We start from the raw sequence: 16,686 nt of genomic DNA, 5'->3' as shown, positions 1-16,686 counted from the left end.
CATACGCTCGAGTTACAGGCGTCCAAGCGTCGCGCTTAAGAGTGTCGCTCCCACGGCTCCAGCCGTCGACGAGCGAAGAACATTCGCGCCAAGACCAACCAAAGACGCCCCAGCGTCTTGAAGCCAGTTCACTTCTTCGCTCTTCATTCCGCCTTCTGGGCCAACCAGCAGCGTCAAACTTGACGCTGTGGTGAATGACGTGGGATCACTGGCAATGATTGAGCTCAGCGATTCGGTTGCTTCCTCGTGGCAAATTAAAACTTTGCCCCCAGCTTCTCTCTTTGCCTCAACCCATGTGGCAAGCGCTTTTGAGTTGACAACGTCGCCGACGCTGGGGATCCACGCTCGCCGCGCCTGCTTAGCGGCCGCACGAACGACGGATTCCCACTTCGCTTTACCTTTTGAGGCTTTTGAACCGTTCCACCGGACAACCGAATACTCAGATTGCCAGGGAATCACTTGATCAATCCCGATTTCGGTGCAGGCTTCAATTGCCTGTTCGTCTCGTCCAGCCTTTGCAAGCCCCTGAACAAGAATCAGTTGGGGCGTCGCCTGAGGTTCGATCACACGCTGATCGACACGAAGAACAAGACCTTTCTTCGAGGTGGAGAGAACCTCGCACGTGAGCCTCGTTCCGTGGCCATCTATCAGGTCGATCCACTCACCTACTCCGATGCGCCGAACGGTGGCCGCGTGATGGCCTTCAGTTCCTTCAAGCGAGACTGTATCGCCTGCATCCAACTCGCAGGGGACTAGGTCGCCCTCGTAAATGAAAACGGGACGTGTCATTGGCCGGTGAACGCTTCGCGGATCTTGTCGAACATTGACGAGGGACGACGGTCAGGTTCGATACGCGTCTCTTTGCGAAGATTCGCAAGCTGCTCAAGAAGGTCACGCGAACGATCATCAAGCTTCTTCGGGATCTCAACATTCACGTGGACGTGCAAGTCACCGCGACCAGAACGCTGCAAACGACTGACGCCCAAGTTCTTCAGTTCAATATCAGCATTCGGCTGAGTACCAGCCGGGATCTCGACGTGTTGCGCACCGTCGAACGTATCGAGGTCAAACTTCGTGCCCAAGGCCGCCGTTGTCATCGGGATCGTGATCCACGTGTGCAAGTCATCGCCTTGGCGGACGAAAACATCATCCGCTTTCTCGTTGATCTCAAGATAGAGATCACCATTCGGACCGCCACCGGGGCCAACTTCAGCCTCGGAACCAACCCTGATACGAGTTCCTTCGTCTACACCGGCGGGAATATCAACCGTAATCGTACGACGCGAACGAACACGCCCCTGACCGGCACATTCATGGCAGGGCGATGCAATAATCGTGCCATACCCCTGACAGGTCGGACAGGCTCCACGCGACTGCATACGACCAAACATCGTGTTTTGGACGCGCGTCACCGAGCCCGTTCCATTACACGTCCCGCACCGTGTGGGCTCAGTATCCGGAGCACACATCGAACCATGGCACGAATCGCACAGAATATATGTTCCGTATGAAACTTCCTTCTTCGCGCCGAAAACAGCGTCCTTCAAGGAAATCTCCACGCCGATCAGCTGGTCGGAACCACGACGAACGCGAGGCGCAGGCCCGGAAGCTTGACCGGAGAAACCAGAGAACATCACATCAAAGATGTCAGATAACCCGCCACCAGCACCACCAAATGGTGAACCGCCACCCCGCAAGGCATCCGGCCCTCCAAGGTCATACATTTGACGCTTCTGGGGATCTAAGAGCGTTTCGTAGGCGACAGAAAGCTCTTTGAAAGCCTCTTCTGACTCGGGCCCAGCGTAGTCAGGGTGTAGCAGACGTGCTTTCTTGCGATACGCCTTCTTAATCTCGTCGACAGTCGCATCCTTTGATACGCCAAGGACCTCGTAGTAGTCGTTCACTCGTATTCGTTCCTTATGTTCTTTCGTGTGATCACCGCATCGGCGGTGAAAGCTCATGGGAGGTGATCTAGCGATTCAAGTACCGCGAAAGATAGGCAGCAACAGCCCTGACCGAAGCCATCGTTCGCGCATAATCCATGCGAGTCGGGCCAACAATACCAAGGTGAGCACGCGTATCACCACTACGTGGAGGCGCATGGTACGTGGAAGCCACAACCGATGCTTCAGCAAGCGCGTCATGTTCATTTTCCGCACCGATCGAAACATGAACATCATCATCAAGCTGCAGTTCAGAGAACAGGCGCATCAATACCACCTGCTCTTCCAAAGCGTCTAAGACCGGCGCAATATCATGGAAGTCAACCGCTCCCCTAGCAAGATTCGACATACCAGCCATGACGATCTTCGATTCACCACTGGGGCGAAGGAGACGCGCAATGCTCTGGGCAAGAGCATCTGCCACATCATGCAAACGCATTTCAAGAAGCGCCTTCAGGGCCTCGACGCTAGCAAGAATCTCATCGGGGCCAAGAGCTGAAAAAACAGCGTTGAGCTTCTCGCGAAGAACCGCAATATCTCCGCTAGTCAACTGCGTACGAAGCTCAATAGTGTCCTGAGAAACGCGTCCGGAATCGGTCACGACAATGACCAGCACGTTGGTCGCAGCAAGATCAACGATCTCTACCCGCTTCAACGTCTGCAACGCCAACGTCGGATACTCAACAACAGCCACCTGATGCGTTACTTGCGCCAGCAGACGCACGGTCCGAACAACCACATCGTCCAGGTTCGAAGAGTCCTCAAGGAAATGCTCAACAGCACTGCGCTCCGGGTCACTCATCGGTTTCAACGCGGACAGGGAATCAACAAAAAGTCGGTAGCCCTTATCCGTGGGAACACGACCAGCACTGGTATGAGGCTGATAGATCAAACCGGCTTCTTCCAACAGAGCCATGTCATTACGAATCGTCGCAGAAGAAACACCTAAATCGTGCGACTGAGCAATCACCTTCGAACCCACGGGTTCACGGGTGTGCACGTATTCAGTGACGATCGCTCGAAGAACGCCGAGCCGACGATCGTCGTTCATGTGTCCTCCGTTCCAAGCGAAAACTGACGCGGAGTACCACACGCCATCGAAGCCGTGATGTGAAGGATCGGTTTCGACACGAATCTGGCACTCACTCTATCTGAGTGCCAATTCTACTCCCTGCCCATCAAAGCACCCAGCCGAAGTAACGAGCACAACGTTGGCACTACCTCTTCACAATGGGCACTACTCAAGCAAAGTCTTTGCTGACAGTCCCGGCCTCGTCACTACGAAACAATGAACGGCGGTGGAAATATCCCCCAACTGCGCAGACGCTAACGAGTACCGGGTTCAGTGACAAAATCAATCAGCTCTTCAACGCGCCCCAACAGAGCCGGCTCAACGTCCTTATAATTGCGGACCTGGGCGAGAATTCGCTTCCACCCCATCGCAATATCCGCTTGATTTGCATGCGACCACCCCAGCGCATCGAGAGTGCCATGCTTAATATCCGTACCTCTCGGAATATCCGGCCAGCGAGTCAGCCCCAGGCGAGCAGGTTTCACAGCCTGCCAAATATCCACAAACGGGTGACCAACAACCAGCACACCGCTAGACCAACGCGACTGAACACGCTGGGCAATCCGCGACTCTTTCGACCCCTCCACAAGGTGATCGACCAGAATACCGGCGCGAACTTCATCAGACGGTCCGAAGACTTCCAGGATCTCTTCAAGATGATCCACGCCCTCAAGCAACTGGACGACTACTCCCGCTTCTGCCAGATCATCGCCCCACACGTGTTGGACGAGCTCCGCATCGTGGCGACCCTCAACCCAGATCCGCGACTGCTTCGCTATCTTCGGGCCCCCCTTCGGCCCAGCAATCGAACCCGAGTTCGTCACCGCACGCCCACCATGGGTAGTCAGCTGAGGCTTGCGTGTGGGCACATCAGATTCTTGTCGACGAGGTGGCGCAAGCATAACGGGACGGCCCTCCAGCCAGAAACCGCCACCGAGTGGGAAGGAACGGACTGAGCCTCGCCGATCTTCTAATTCAACGACGTGCATGCCACCCGATTTTTCAACGCGAATAACAGCACCCACCCAGCCTGTTGCCACGTCCTCTAACACCATGCCCAGTTCAACCGGGATTTCCTGCGAACGCGGGCGAAGCGCATATGACCCATCACGGTGCGGGTCGGAGCTCAAAATATCCGTGCCATACGGGTCAAACGAAGTCGAATATGGGTCGAAGCGGTTTTCTTGGGACATCACTCGACCACACTAAGCAAGATTGCGGGGCAATGCCTGCCCGAAACGCCGCCGTTGATGACCAGACGGACACGTACGCGCCTGCTCCCCTCCGCGGATCACCCCTACCAGTTCGGTTATACGAGGCGACAGAATCGGGCTCCCCGCCAAGAAAACAGCGCCTTACACGACACACCCCACCACAGCGCCCCGACCGAAACGCAGGTGCCCGGCACCCCTAATGGGGCACCGGGCACCTCAGTGCACAATCGCACCAGAACGCGTGAGTTCGCGTTGATCAGTTCAGCGTGTCCTTGCGGGTCTTGGAGTACAAGAAGCCGATCACACCAGCGAAAACGACCAAGCCGAGCCACTGAGCAACTCCCGCGAACGAGTCAGGCATGAACGCAAGTGGTGCGTCCTTACCGGAGAAGCCGACGATACCGGCGTAAACGACGCCCCAGAGGGACTCACCGACGATCAAACCGGTGGCAACCAGGGTACCCATGCGCCTTGCCTTCTCGGGATCCTTCTGCTTAACGGCCCACTTGTCGTGGATCATGCCGAGTAGCGCACCGATCGGGATAGTCAGGGTGATCGAGACCGGCAGGTACATGCCCATGCCGACAGCCAGACCGGGGAGCGACATCTTCTTAGTGGTCTTCTTCAGGACCTCGTCAATGATGATGATGACGATGCCGATCAGTGCGCCGATGCCCAACAGATTCCAGTTCAAGTCTCCGCCGAAGACGCCCTTGATCAAATCAGAGATCAGAGAGGCCTGCGGAGCTGCAAGAGCGTTTTCGCCAGCGCCCGGAGCTCCCTGGAAACCGAAAGCGTTTCCCATCAGGTTCAGAACCGGCGGAATGATGATCGCGCCGAAGAGAACGCCGATGACCAGAGCAACCTGCTGTTTCCACGGGGTTGCACCCACCAGCTGACCGGTCTTCAGATCCTGCAAGTTGTCGTTCGAAATCGTGGAGATACCGAAAACAACGGCTGCAGTGAACAACGTGTAGGCAACCAGGGCGGACAGTTCATCACCGGATGCGGTGCCGTGAATAGCCTTCACAACCAGGGCAGCTGCGATAGCGACGATGATGCCGACACCGGAAATCGGCGAGTTGGAGGCACCAATCAGACCCGCCATGTAACCGCAGACGGACGCAACAGCAAGCCCCGTGATCAGGATAAACAGGATCGAAATGATGATCAGGCCCAACGAGTTGTGTGCAATGGCGGTGTCTTTTAAGAACAGCCAGAGCAGAACACCGATCGGGAGCATCACCGCAAGGGTCACGCCGATAACGATCTTGCCGGACAGGTCCTGCTCGGTCAGCGGGACAGTTTCGCCCGACTCGCGCTTCGCGGTCGATGCAAGCGAATCCTTAATACCGATGACGATGGGGCCGATCAGCTTGATCAGCGTCCACACTGCTGCAACAGCAATCGCGCCGGCGCCGATCAACCGGACTTCAGAACGGAAGACGGTACCAACCGTGTCAGCCAGAGCCGAGGGATCAACAATTCCCCAGGTCCGCCACGGTAGCAAGACGATGTACGAAATCGCCAGGCCGACGATCATTGCGATACCCACACCAATGCCAACCAGGTGGCCAACACCGATCAGGGCCAGCGAGAACGAAGCCGAAGCCATGGTGCCACCCGCTCCGAACTTGAAAGCGGTGCCGATTTCGGTCCCGAGAACCTTCATCGAACCGAGGATGGCAAAACCAGCTGATGACAGACCGCCCCAGATAATGGCGAGCAAACCACGCTTGGATTCTTCGGCACCTTCGTTGGTGTCGCCAACCTTCAGGACCTCGGCAGCTGCGACGCCTTCGGGGTACGGGAGATCAGAGTGCGTGACCAGTGCGCGACGTAGCGGGATCGAATACATAACGCCGAGAATGCCACCGAGAGCGATGACGAAGACCGACTGCCAGTATGGGAAACCCTGCCACCAACCGACCATGACTAGGCCAGGGAGAACGAAGATGATCGCGGACAGTGTGCCTGCCGCGGACGCGATCGTTTGAACGATGTTGTTTTCTTGGACCGTATGGTCTTTGAAGTAACGCAGAATTGCCATCGAAATGACGGCCGCGGGGATGGAGGTTGCGAAGGTCAGGCCCGCCTTCAGGCCGAGGTACACGTTCGCTGCGGTGAAGATGATGGTGATGATGCCACCGATAATGACGCCTCGCAGGGTCAGTTCCTTCACCGACGTCCCCGTCGATTGTGTTGTCTGGGACATATAACCGGACTCTCTACTTAATAGACTGTGCCGATGGGAGTTTACCACCGCACTATTTCTCAGCAAATTCGGCAAAAGTTTGTCATTGTTGCAGTTCACGTACATGCTCAGCCTCTAGTTTCGCCGACGAGGCACCGCGATGGGACTACAGGCTGGATTTGAATGGAAACAAAAAGCGGGTAATACCGGATCGCTCCGGTATCACCCGCCCCTTGAAAGACTCAGTGCCTTCTATAAAACTCAGTGTTCGCCATGCTCCAAGGCTTCGGCTTCCATGGCTTCTTCGTAGGTCACGTGGATGGTGCCATGTGCGTGCTCCGGCGGAGCGTAGATCGAGTAGACGCGAAGGGGCTCATCACCGATTGCGGTGACGTTGTGCCAAGAGCCAGCCGGAACGAAAATGGCATCATCGTCTGAGGCTTCGGCCTCGAAGGACAGATTATCCTTGGTCGGCCCCATCTGCACCAGGCCTCGCCCGCCTTCGATGCGGAGGAACTGGTCGTGGTCTTCGTGAATTTCCAGGCCGATGTCGTGTCCGGGCTGGATGCACATGACGGTGAGCTGCAGGTTCTTACCAGTCCACAGGGTGGTGCGGTAGTTGGTGTTTTCCATCGTCGCATCTTCGATGTTGACGACGTACGGGTTGGGTCCCATGTCTTGGGTCATTGCGCCCTCCTATTGACGGATCATCTGCGGCCAGTAATGACCGCGCTCCCTTTCAAGAATAGAGGCACCCCTGTAGGGGTGCAGTGGCAACGAGAGATGAAGGTTAGAATCCCATGAGTTCGCGGGTCACATAATCGGCAAGAAGTCGCCCTTTCAGGGTCAGAACGACCCGCCCTTTCAGCGCATGTACTCCGTCGATCAGCTGGTCTGCGATCAAGCCTGGCAACGCGTGGATATTGATGACATCCGACGTGCGTATGCCTTCGGAGGTGCGCACGGCGAGCATGATTTTCTCCAGTGCTCGAGCATCGGATTCAAGTATTTCGCCCGCGAGCGCCGGAGAAACTCCCGCTTGCACGCGCCCCGCGTAGGCGGTCGGGTGTTTGACGTTCCACCAGCGGTAACGTCCCACGTGCGAGTGCGCGCCGGGCCCTAGCCCCCACCAGTCCCAGTCACGCCAATAGGCCAGGTTATGTCGACTTGCGTGGCGCAGTTCGGTCGGTTCCACGCCAGCTTCGTTTACGTCCGGGCGCGCAAAATTCGAGATTTCGTACCATTTGAAGCCCGCATCAGTAAGGACCTGGTCAGCGAGTTCATACTTGGTTGCTTCGTCGTCCGGGTCCGGCATGGGCAACTCACCGCGAGCGACCTGCGCACCCATTTTTGTGCCCTCTTCGATAACCAGCGCATACGCACTAATGTGATCCGTTTCCAGGGCGACCGCAGCATCCAACGACCGATGCCAATCATCGATGCTCTCCCCCGGCGCCCCATAGATCAGGTCGACGGACACGTCCAAGCCAGCATCGCGCGCGGCTTGGACGACAGAGGGGACTTTCTGGGGATTGTGCGTGCGGTCCAACGTTGCAAGCACCTGAGGTACTGCTGACTGCATTCCGAAAGAAACCCGAGTGACACCCGCCTCTTTTAGCTTGAGCAGCCCCTTGGCGTCGATTGAATCGGGATTCGCTTCAATCGTGAGCTCGGCTTGGTGTGCGATCCCAAAATGATTTCGCAGGCTATCGAGGATGCGTGCCAGTTCGTCGGTGTCAAGAAGAGTGGGCGTTCCACCACCGATGAAGACAGTTTCGGCTGGTCGCGGTTCAAATCCGGCATTCACGAGGCCGCGCATACCGAATTGTGCTTCGGCTTCAATTGAGCGCGCGTATGAGCCCGGCTCTGCCCCCACGCCGAACCCTGTTGTGTACGTGTTGAAGTCGCAGTATCCGCATCGAACCGTGCAGAATGGCACATGCACGTAGAGCGAAAGCGGACGCCCTTGGTCGACTTCAGCTAATGCTGGCTCAAGATGGCCATCTTTTGGCCATTCAATTCCATCGGGTTGGACCGGAGGCAACAGCCAGCTCCTTATTCCGCCTGATCGGAAGTATTTTCACCCTGGGTCGTACGCGCATTCGTGGTTTCACGAGGCAAACGAACTCCGACAACGTCGTGGGCAACGCGACCTTCGTTAAGGCCTCGGGTTTCGAAGTGCGTGACAATGCGACCTGCAAAGCGAGGGGCAAAACCACCGCGAGTCGGTTGTTCATCGGCTTCGTCGGGGCGCTCGCCTTCGTAGGGATTAGCCAGCAACGGGCATCCCTCTACTACGTCGCGCATCTGCCAGGCGTAGTCGTCCCAATCGGTTGCAAGTCGCCAGATACCGCCGTCAGCGAGGATTCGGGCAACCTCGAGCGCAAACTTGGGGGACACAAGACGACGCTTATGGTGACGCGACTTCCTCCACGGATCGGGGAAGAATGTCCACACCTCGTCTGCGACTGAGTCAGCGAAAACAATCGGGAACGCCTGCTGAGCATCGGCTTCGATCACACGAATATTCGTTGCTCCAGCTTCAACGGCTTTGGAGATCAGCTTCGCAATACCGGGCACCCACACTTCAAACGCCAAGTAATCACGTTCGGGGTGTGTGCGAGCCGCTTCAACGATCTGTTCACCCGTGCCCGATCCGATTTCAACGGTCAGAGGGGCCTTGCGAGCGAAAAGTTGAACCGGATCCAAGCGAAAAGTATCGGCGACAGTCGTATGGCCGATCCCTCGCTCAGGTTCGATCACATACTTCGACGCGTGAGCATCCCAGGTTCGCTGGAGATTCAGCGGGAGCTCACGACTACGACGTGTAAACGACTTGGTCCGCGCGAAGAAGACTTCCCCTTCGGGAGCCTCTCCTGGGCGATAGCTGGGGCGATCCGCCACAATCACTTCTTTCCGGTTGGAACATCCGATGTCAGAGCTGCGATGAAGGCTTCCTGTGGCACGTCCACGCGACCGATGGACTTCATGCGCTTCTTGCCTTCCTTCTGCTTTTCGAGCAGCTTGCGCTTACGCGTAATGTCACCGCCGTAGCATTTAGCCAGCATGTCCTTACGCAATGCCTTGATCGTTTCGCGAGCGATAACTCGTGCACCTACTGCCGCTTGAACAGGGATTTCGAACTGCTGGCGGGGGATCAGCTCCTTCAGACGCTTCGTCATCCGCTGACCGTACGCATATGCAGCATCGCGGTGAACAATCGCGCTGAACGCGTCAACGCGGTCACCGTTGAGCAAAATATCGACCTTCACCAGATCGGCACTCTGCTCGCCCTTCTCCTGGTAATCGAGCGAGGCGTATCCGCGAGTGCGCGACTTCAACTGATCGAAGAAGTCGAACACGATTTCTGCCAGAGGCAAGGTGTAGTGGAGCTCGACGCGGTCTTCGGACAGGTACTCCATGCCCTTCATGGTTCCGCGACGATCCTGGCAGAGTTCCATGATCGTGCCGGTGAAATCAGTCGGCGTCAGGATTGTTGCTTCAACAAGAGGCTCGCGAACCTCAGAGATCTTCCCTTCGGGGAACATCGCCGGGTTTTCAACGATGATCTCGCTCCCGTCTTCTGCAACGACCGTGTAGACAACGTTCGGCGCTGTTGCGATCAAGTCGAGTCCGAATTCGCGTTCCAATCGCTCCCGGATAATTTCGAGGTGCAACAGGCCCAAGAAGCCACAACGGAACCCAAAGCCGAGGGCTGCCGACGATTCAGGTTCGAAGGTGAGCGCTGCGTCATTGAGCTGAAGACGTTCAAGGGCATCTCGCAGATCAGGGAAGTCCGAACCGTCAACCGGGTAGATACCGGAGAAGACCATCGGACGCGGATCCTTGTATCCGGACAGCGGTTCCTCAGCGCCTCGAACGTTCAATGTCACCGTGTCACCGACGCGCGACTGACGCACGTCTTTCACGCCCGTGATGAGGTAGCCTACTTCGCCGGCGGCAATACCTTCGCTGGGCATCGGTTCTGGCGAAATCACACCGATTTCAAGCAGTTCGTGGGTCGCGCCGGTCGACATCATCTTGACGCGCTGGCGCGTGGACAGGGCACCATCAACGACACGAACATAGGTCACCACACCGCGGTAGGTGTCGTAGACGGAGTCGAAAATCATGGCTCGGGTTGCACCGTCTGGGTTGCCATTCGGAGCTGGAACGACTTCGACGATACGATCCAGCAACTCGGCAACGCCTTCACCGGTCTTACCCGACACTTTCAGGACCTCGGATTCATCGCAACCAATCAGCTGAGCAACCTCGGCAGCATACTTTTCAGGCTGAGCACCGGGCAGATCGATCTTGTTCAAAACGGGAATGATCGCAAGATCGTTTTCCAGAGCGAGGTAAAGATTCGCCAGAGTCTGTGCTTCAATACCCTGCGCAGCATCAATCAGAAGAACCGCGCCTTCACACGCTGCAAGCGATCGAGAGACCTCGTAGGTGAAGTCAACATGACCGGGCGTATCGATCATATTGAGCGCGTACGCCTGGCCATCTCGTGTCCACGGCATACGAACAGCCTGAGACTTAATGGTGATGCCACGCTCACGCTCAATATCCATACGATCGAGGTACTGAGCGCGCATATCACGCTGCTCAACAATGCCGGTCAACTGCAACATGCGGTCAGCAAGCGTGGATTTACCGTGGTCAATGTGCGCGATGATGCAGAAGTTTCGCAGGCGTGACTGCTCGGTGTGAGCAGGACGAATCGTTTCCACTTGTGCGGGCGTAGGGATTGGCACGGTACCTCCAATAGATATTCCCCTTTATCGTCCCATTAACGCGCCCCCAAGTGCCAACTATGAGCGCGCGACCTCGCGCACATCACGTTCTTCCGTGTAAAAGAACTGTGTCGCATCCCTACTCTTCACCTTCCATGACAACGATCTGACGATAGCTTTCACTAATCTGGCGGAAGGTTTCGATCTCTTCTTCTTCCAATTCTTCGGGGGGATCATTGACAAGCATCTCTGAGAGGTCGATAACCGCCTGCGAATCATCCATATCAATCGACGCAGCAAGAAGAACACAATGAATCTCAAGTGTCAGCGGATTATGTGCTCCAAGAACCTCTACGCAGTCGGTGAACGTCTGTTTCCACTCTTTCATCGCCTGTTTTCTGCGTCCAAGCAAGAATTTTGTTCGAGCAATTTCCCCGCGCAGGCGAAGAGTTCTTCCGTCTTCAAGCCCCCACTTCTTCTTTGAGATCCCATGCAGACTTCTATAGATTTTTAGTGCAGAGTCGTACTTATCAGCCAGCACCAAGGCTTCAGCCAAGTTGTCTTGCGCGGCCATCGCCAGCGAGTCGTCTTCGGCCAAGCGCGTCCCCATATCGCGCACAACGCGCCGATAAATTGAAACGGCCTTTGTAAAGTCACCCCTAGCTTTAGCGGGCATCGCGGAATTTGTTCGCACCGCCCACGCAAGTTCGCTGTGGTTCCCCATGACATGCTCAACATCGCGAATCAGAATCCGGTAGTTCTTATCGATATTTTGATAGTTTCCCAGCGTCACCTGCCAGTAAAGCTCAGAATTACGGGCAACCAACACATCCTCATCCAACGGTCCCAGGTTGCCCATTCCGATCTCGGTGGCGATACGTGCCACGCGAAGACAGTCGGTTGCTTGGTCATTGAGCGCATACCAATCAACAAGTGCGCGAGCAATCGTCAACCGCTCGTGCACATCAACTGATTCATCCTTGACCAGCTCCTCAATCTTTGCGATTACCTCGCCCGAGTCTGATTGGAGAGCCTCTTCCATACGCTCGCGCACACGCATGTGTGGAAAAACCATTCCGGTCCCACCCCAGTCAGGCGCATGCGAATCGGCGGGATTCCCTGCCTCGTCGATAGGGGTGGCAGACGTGCACTGAAGTGCCATGATCGCGTTCCTCCTTGTACGCATTGGTCACTGGTGCACCCACTGTCTACCTTCGACGACAAGTGCGCCACCTTCCCGGTGACACATTGTGGATAACTCAGGGGGTGTGCACTGTGTGGATAACTTCGCGCCCGCCATCACGCGGAAGTCGGAATCCTCGTGTCACACTTGACCGCAGAAAACAGTAAGGAAGGACCTCACGTGGCACAGGAAGCACCTAACGGCAGGTACTGGCTGGATATCGGATCGGGCACATGGGACACATCAGGTCGCCCATCCGAGGTTCGCTTGGACCGAGCTCTTGTCGTGAGCCCCAGCGCTATCAGGCGTGAGGGCGCCACTGTGCCTCGCGACACGTGGGAAATGATGCTTCAAGCGCTCAAGAAGCACCCATAAGCGCGTTTAGTGAGCGCATTCACGCCCACTTTCCGCTAAGAAAATAGCGTTCGACGTATCGCGCTGGTAACGTTGTTAGTCGGACTCCCGGCCTGGTCGGGCAGGGGGTCTGGTCCGAGCCGTTTGCGGATGTCCCCACGTCCCAGTCCCGGTTCTGACACAGCCCTCACCGACCCTGTAATCACTTCAAGCAAGGAGTTTTCCGACTGTGGCGAATATTAAGTCTCAGATCAAGCGGATCCGCACCAACGAGAAGCGTCGTCTTCGTAACCAGTCTGTGAAGTCCGAGCTCAAGACGCTCGTTCGCAAGACCCGCGAAGCTGTTGAAGCAGGAGACAAAGAGCTCGCAATCGAGTCCCTCAAGACTGCTTCCCGCAAGCTGGATAAAGCCGTTTCCAAGGGCGTTATCCACAAGAACCAGGCCGCTAACCGCAAGTCCAAGCTTGCAAAGCGAGTTTCTTCGCTCGGCTGATCGCTCATTCTTCACCTTTGGGGTCGCATCCACGTGAGATGCGACCCCAAAGTGTTTGTGTACGGCGTGTTCATCAGGCAACGGACGGACGTGTTGGGTAACCCGTTCGCCCCGCGAACTTGAGCGTTTAATGCCTTCGACGCAACCGACAGATCGTCGTAATGGCCTTTTCAACTGCGTAGCGCGGGTCTCGGGATAAGCCTTTTGTTTCACTGTCTGCACGTCCAAGCGCTTGGATAGCATCTGCGAGCGAACGATCGTTCCACCCCCGCAACTGGCTACGCACGATATCCACCTGCCACTGTTGCATTCCCACGTTGACTCCGCGTCCGCTTGATGAGGCAGATACTTTCACCATCTGTCGGATCTTGATTGCCAGGGCAGCGACAAGCTGTTGAGGTTCAACACCCGTAGCGAACGCGTGCCGTACAAGGGTGAGGGCTCGCGCTGTTTCACCAGCGATGGCTGCATCGGCTACTTCGAATCTGCTTGCTTCAATGCGTCCCGCGTGATAACGATGCACGTCCTCTAGCGTGATTGTGCCGTCGCAGTCAGAGAGAAGCTGGGCAACTGCGGCCGCCATTTCGCGCAGGTCGGAGCCAAGCGCGTCAACGATCGCTTGCATCGCATCACGATCCATCTGACGGTGAGCACGGCGAACATCAGAGCGGATCAGCTCAAGCTTGTCCCGGTCATATTTAATGATTTCTGCGGAGATAACGGGGAATTTAGCTTTTGCGATAGCGTCGGTGACCTTTTTTCCCTTCGCGTTTCCGCCGGGGTGAACCAGAAGAAGCCACACATCGAAGGCAGGGGCCGCAATATAGGTCAAGAGGTCATTGGCAAGAGCGTCGCTCATCGTTTCAAGGTCACGAATGATCACCAGTCGGCTTTCACCAAACAGTGATGGCGAGGTAATCATGTCTAGTTCACCCGTCTGATAGGTGGCAGCGTTCAGGTCTGTGCGTTCAAGGTTTGGATCTACAGAACGCGCCTGCGAGCGCAGAGAATCAAGAGCGCGATCGATCAGCAGCCCTTCTTTGCCCTTAATCAAGACAATAGGAGCCAGTTCAATAGCAACCGGAGCTGGCGGTTTATTTCCCCGACTAGCCATTGATTACCTCTCTTTCTTCGCACGCCCTATAAGTCTGACACGTTCCATGTACACATGCGTTTGCACTCGACGTAGTAGGGGGATGACGAGCGCACGCTTCCAGTAGAGCACCAGTGCCGCGCTCACAATGCTAGCGACGATCACGTCACGCGACGAAAGCTGATGACTAGCCCCTGGAAGGTGTGCAAAGAAGAAAGCAACGTTCGTAATCCACCGCGTGAAGAACGCTGATCCTTGCGCGCACGCGTGAGCGAGCCAAGGAGAGACTCCAAGCAGGCATGTTGCCGCGATCGCCAGCAATGTCGCCGGCGCAACCGCTACCGAGGCCATAACATTCGCAGGTATGCCGTATACCGGGACGCGTGGGTTGGCAAGAAGCAGGATGGGGAAAGTCATCGCATAGCAACTGACTGGGATTGCCAAGTAGTCAATCGCGACGCCAATTGTTTTGCCGATGAGTGTGTCCGAACGGATTTTTCTGCGCCGATAATCGAGGATGTGCCGAGCGATCACAACCATTCCAAAGGTCGCCGCTACGGAGAGTGAAAAACCGAAGTTACTTGCGACCCACGGGTTGAACAGGATTGATCCGATGGTGACTGCGCTTAACGTCGTCACCCCCTGTTTTCCCCTACCGCTAGCCTCTGCCCCAATCCCCAACGCCGAGGTGAGTACCGCTCGCATTACTGCAGGCGTTGCCCCAACTATTGCAACCACAATGGTCAGAACTACTACGATTCCGAACAGACGAAAACGTGTGCGGCCTCGTAGGACGAGGGCGGCAACTCCCATGATGATCGCCAAGTGCGAGCCGGAGACTGCAGTTAAATGCAATAGTGAGGTCCGGCGAAAAGCTTCCTTCAGTTCTTTCGTCATTGCAGAGTCATTACCGATTGCCATTCCCGGAACCAAAGCTTGCGCTTGAGGTTCCAAGTCAGCAACCAGATCGACGAGGCCGGTGCGAATTCTTCGCACCGTAGCTCGCCACCCTTGTGGCCTAGCAACACATTTCAGTTTCGAGGTGTGAATGATTCCTGCCCAAGGAAGATGCGCGCTGAACTCAGTGTCGATCACTCCCCTGGTTTCAACTGTGTCCCCACGATAGAGAGTGGGCCAGTGGCTTCCTGTTAGTCGCACTTTAATAGGGCGAGTTGGTCGCATCCCTTGTGTGCCCGCGCCTGTCACGCGAAGGGAAACGATCTGCGAATCTGACGAGAACTTCCCTGAGACTTCAGATGGATCATCTTCTAGCTCGCCACGTATCGTGATCAGCGATCCGGTTTGAGCCGCTTGAAAGACCTCGGTGCGCCGCGCACTGTTGTGAGCGACCGCCCCCAAACACACGGCCACAACAGTGGCAAAACAGACCAGTGCTAGCAGGGCTCGCAGGGAACCAAATGGGATCAGGGTGTGACGCCCTTGGCGTGGATGAACCGCATTCAACGATGCCAGCATCCACACGCACCCCAGGCTTGTAGCACCAGCAACAGCAGCTATGGCCGTGTTGCTGTCCGTTTTCGTTCCGAAGAGGGCACCGCACCAGACTGCCACCGCCACGGGGGCAAGACGCCAATCATGCATTGCCGGTGGCGGTTTCATTGACACGCCCGAGAACGGATCTTCTCTAGTAGTGCTGGTCCTATCCCCGGCACCGCATCAACGTCATCCACCGATTGGAACGGACCGGATTGGTCTCGGAACTCTTTGATTCGCCGGGCAAGTGCCGGACCAACGCCATCTAACTGCTCGAGAGCACCAACATCGGCCGTATTCAGGTCAATACATGAGCTCCCAGTTGTTGATGCGGTCGGTGACGAGGAATCAGAACGGGTGTGTGCGACCTCGCCCACCCGAGGAATCACAATATGTTCCCCGTCCACCAGTGGGCGCGCTAGATTTACTTGTTCAACATCGGCATCTTCTGCCACTCCGCCCGCTTCTTCGAGTGCGTCAGCGACCCGTTTGCCCATTTCTAGGGTCAATAGGGACGGCGAATTGACCGCTCCCGTCACATAAACGGTGACCTGTTCTCTGTTCTGTTGAGGTGCCGGAAGCGACGTGGGTTGGCTGGCGGATGACGCTACCCGAATCGACTGCCCAGACTCAGTGCTGGCGTAGTCTTCACTGTCATTCATCTGTTTCGCCGACGATGCCGTGGTTGTTTTCCACACACCGATCCCCGCAACAAGAAGAACAACGACTCCCAGTAGCACCATCGATTGAACCGACGGGAGCAGACGCACCTTCCACTCGGGACGCGGCTCATCGAGCGGATCCTCATCTTCAGGCTCAAACACTGCCTCGGTCAGACGAGCGACATTCAGACGATTCGTGACATTCATGCGCACACACTAAGAAGCAACACCTCCTCGCGCAC

Annotated in this window: 15 protein-coding genes; 2 read left to right on the top strand and 13 right to left on the bottom strand. The window is 56.2% G+C overall.

The window, feature by feature from the left end; translation table 11 throughout:
- Window positions 1–12 precede the first annotated feature (12 nt).
- The 10 genes from QP442_RS04535 to QP442_RS04490 form a co-directional block, all read right to left on the bottom strand.
- A complete protein-coding gene (locus QP442_RS04535) occupies window positions 13–789 on the bottom strand; it encodes a 16S rRNA (uracil(1498)-N(3))-methyltransferase (protein ID WP_219585218.1) in 777 nt (258 codons plus the stop codon).
- On the bottom strand, window positions 786–1,904 hold the full coding sequence (gene dnaJ, locus QP442_RS04530) for a molecular chaperone DnaJ (RefSeq protein ID WP_103631943.1): 1,119 nt from the start codon (window positions 1,902–1,904) through the stop codon (window positions 786–788). The genes QP442_RS04535 and dnaJ overlap by 4 nt, the downstream gene beginning before the upstream one ends.
- Window positions 1,905–1,971: 67 nt before the next feature.
- Window positions 1,972–2,994: a heat-inducible transcriptional repressor HrcA gene (hrcA, locus tag QP442_RS04525; protein ID WP_219585220.1), complete on the bottom strand. Its 1,023-nt coding sequence runs from the start codon at window positions 2,992–2,994 to the stop codon at window positions 1,972–1,974.
- Between the two features lie 275 nt (window positions 2,995–3,269).
- Window positions 3,270–4,070, bottom strand: a complete 801-nt coding sequence (locus QP442_RS04520; RefSeq protein WP_442953368.1) for a DUF3097 family protein — start codon at window positions 4,068–4,070, stop codon at window positions 3,270–3,272.
- Window positions 4,071–4,485: 415 nt separating this feature from the next.
- Window positions 4,486–6,444, bottom strand: a complete 1,959-nt coding sequence (locus tag QP442_RS04515; RefSeq protein ID WP_181002089.1) for an OPT family oligopeptide transporter — start codon at window positions 6,442–6,444, stop codon at window positions 4,486–4,488.
- 240 nt (window positions 6,445–6,684) lie between these two features.
- The gene (locus tag QP442_RS04510; protein WP_103631947.1) at window positions 6,685–7,110 is read right to left on the bottom strand and encodes a cupin domain-containing protein; all 426 of its coding nucleotides are present in this window, start codon (window positions 7,108–7,110) and stop codon (window positions 6,685–6,687) included.
- A 103-nt stretch (window positions 7,111–7,213) separates the two neighbouring features.
- On the bottom strand, window positions 7,214–8,467 hold the full coding sequence (gene hemW / locus QP442_RS04505) for a radical SAM family heme chaperone HemW (RefSeq protein WP_103631948.1): 1,254 nt from the start codon (window positions 8,465–8,467) through the stop codon (window positions 7,214–7,216).
- An 11-nt stretch (window positions 8,468–8,478) separates the two neighbouring features.
- The gene (trmB, locus tag QP442_RS04500; RefSeq protein ID WP_006681287.1) at window positions 8,479–9,333 is read right to left on the bottom strand and encodes a tRNA (guanosine(46)-N7)-methyltransferase TrmB; all 855 of its coding nucleotides are present in this window, start codon (window positions 9,331–9,333) and stop codon (window positions 8,479–8,481) included.
- A complete protein-coding gene (gene lepA, locus QP442_RS04495) occupies window positions 9,330–11,186 on the bottom strand; it encodes a translation elongation factor 4 (RefSeq protein ID WP_006681288.1) in 1,857 nt (618 codons plus the stop codon). The genes trmB and lepA overlap by 4 nt, the downstream gene beginning before the upstream one ends.
- Before the next feature lie 118 nt (window positions 11,187–11,304).
- On the bottom strand, window positions 11,305–12,327 hold the full coding sequence (locus QP442_RS04490) for a tetratricopeptide repeat protein (protein WP_103631950.1): 1,023 nt from the start codon (window positions 12,325–12,327) through the stop codon (window positions 11,305–11,307).
- A gap of 201 nt (window positions 12,328–12,528) precedes the next feature.
- Between QP442_RS04490 and QP442_RS04485 the strand changes: the two genes are divergently transcribed.
- Both QP442_RS04485 and rpsT read left to right on the top strand, forming a co-directional pair.
- Window positions 12,529–12,723 (top strand): hypothetical protein, encoded by a 195-nt coding sequence (locus QP442_RS04485; RefSeq protein ID WP_103631951.1) that lies wholly within the window; start codon window positions 12,529–12,531, stop codon window positions 12,721–12,723.
- Between the two features lie 208 nt (window positions 12,724–12,931).
- Window positions 12,932–13,195 (top strand): 30S ribosomal protein S20, encoded by a 264-nt coding sequence (rpsT, locus tag QP442_RS04480; protein ID WP_006681291.1) that lies wholly within the window; start codon window positions 12,932–12,934, stop codon window positions 13,193–13,195.
- Between the two features lie 127 nt (window positions 13,196–13,322).
- On the opposite strand, the gene holA is transcribed toward rpsT, so the two are convergent.
- From holA to QP442_RS04465, 3 genes are read right to left on the bottom strand one after another with little or no spacing between them, the layout of a single operon-like run.
- Complete coding sequence (holA, locus tag QP442_RS04475; RefSeq protein WP_103631952.1) at window positions 13,323–14,309, bottom strand: DNA polymerase III subunit delta; 987 nt, start codon at window positions 14,307–14,309, stop codon at window positions 13,323–13,325.
- 3 nt (window positions 14,310–14,312) lie between these two features.
- The gene (locus tag QP442_RS04470; RefSeq protein WP_103631953.1) at window positions 14,313–15,908 is read right to left on the bottom strand and encodes a ComEC/Rec2 family competence protein; all 1,596 of its coding nucleotides are present in this window, start codon (window positions 15,906–15,908) and stop codon (window positions 14,313–14,315) included.
- The gene (locus tag QP442_RS04465) at window positions 15,905–16,651 is read right to left on the bottom strand and encodes a helix-hairpin-helix domain-containing protein (protein WP_103631954.1); all 747 of its coding nucleotides are present in this window, start codon (window positions 16,649–16,651) and stop codon (window positions 15,905–15,907) included. The genes QP442_RS04470 and QP442_RS04465 overlap by 4 nt, the downstream gene beginning before the upstream one ends.
- Between the last annotated feature and the right edge of the window lie 35 nt (window positions 16,652–16,686).

It is taken from the genome of Pauljensenia sp. UMB1177 (genome assembly GCF_030217965.1).
GTDB classification, from domain to species: domain Bacteria; phylum Actinomycetota; class Actinomycetes; order Actinomycetales; family Actinomycetaceae; genus Pauljensenia; species Pauljensenia turicensis_A.
This window is presented reverse-complemented; position numbering and strand designations above follow the sequence as displayed.

Coding starts and splice junctions, on each gene's coding strand:
- QP442_RS04490 (WP_103631950.1), bottom strand. CDS start 12,327: ATGGCACTTCAGTGCACGTCTGCCACCCCTATCGACGAGGCAGGGAAT.
- QP442_RS04520 (WP_442953368.1), bottom strand. CDS start 4,070: ATGGTGTTAGAGGACGTGGCAACAGGCTGGGTGGGTGCTGTTATTCGC.
- QP442_RS04465 (WP_103631954.1), bottom strand. CDS start 16,651: ATGAATGTCACGAATCGTCTGAATGTCGCTCGTCTGACCGAGGCAGTG.
- QP442_RS04535 (WP_219585218.1), bottom strand. CDS start 789: ATGACACGTCCCGTTTTCATTTACGAGGGCGACCTAGTCCCCTGCGAG.
- QP442_RS04470 (WP_103631953.1), bottom strand. CDS start 15,908: ATGAAACCGCCACCGGCAATGCATGATTGGCGTCTTGCCCCCGTGGCG.
- QP442_RS04515 (WP_181002089.1), bottom strand. CDS start 6,444: ATGTCCCAGACAACACAATCGACGGGGACGTCGGTGAAGGAACTGACC.
- hrcA (WP_219585220.1), bottom strand. CDS start 2,994: ATGAACGACGATCGTCGGCTCGGCGTTCTTCGAGCGATCGTCACTGAA.
- QP442_RS04510 (WP_103631947.1), bottom strand. CDS start 7,110: ATGACCCAAGACATGGGACCCAACCCGTACGTCGTCAACATCGAAGAT.
- holA (WP_103631952.1), bottom strand. CDS start 14,309: ATGGCTAGTCGGGGAAATAAACCGCCAGCTCCGGTTGCTATTGAACTG.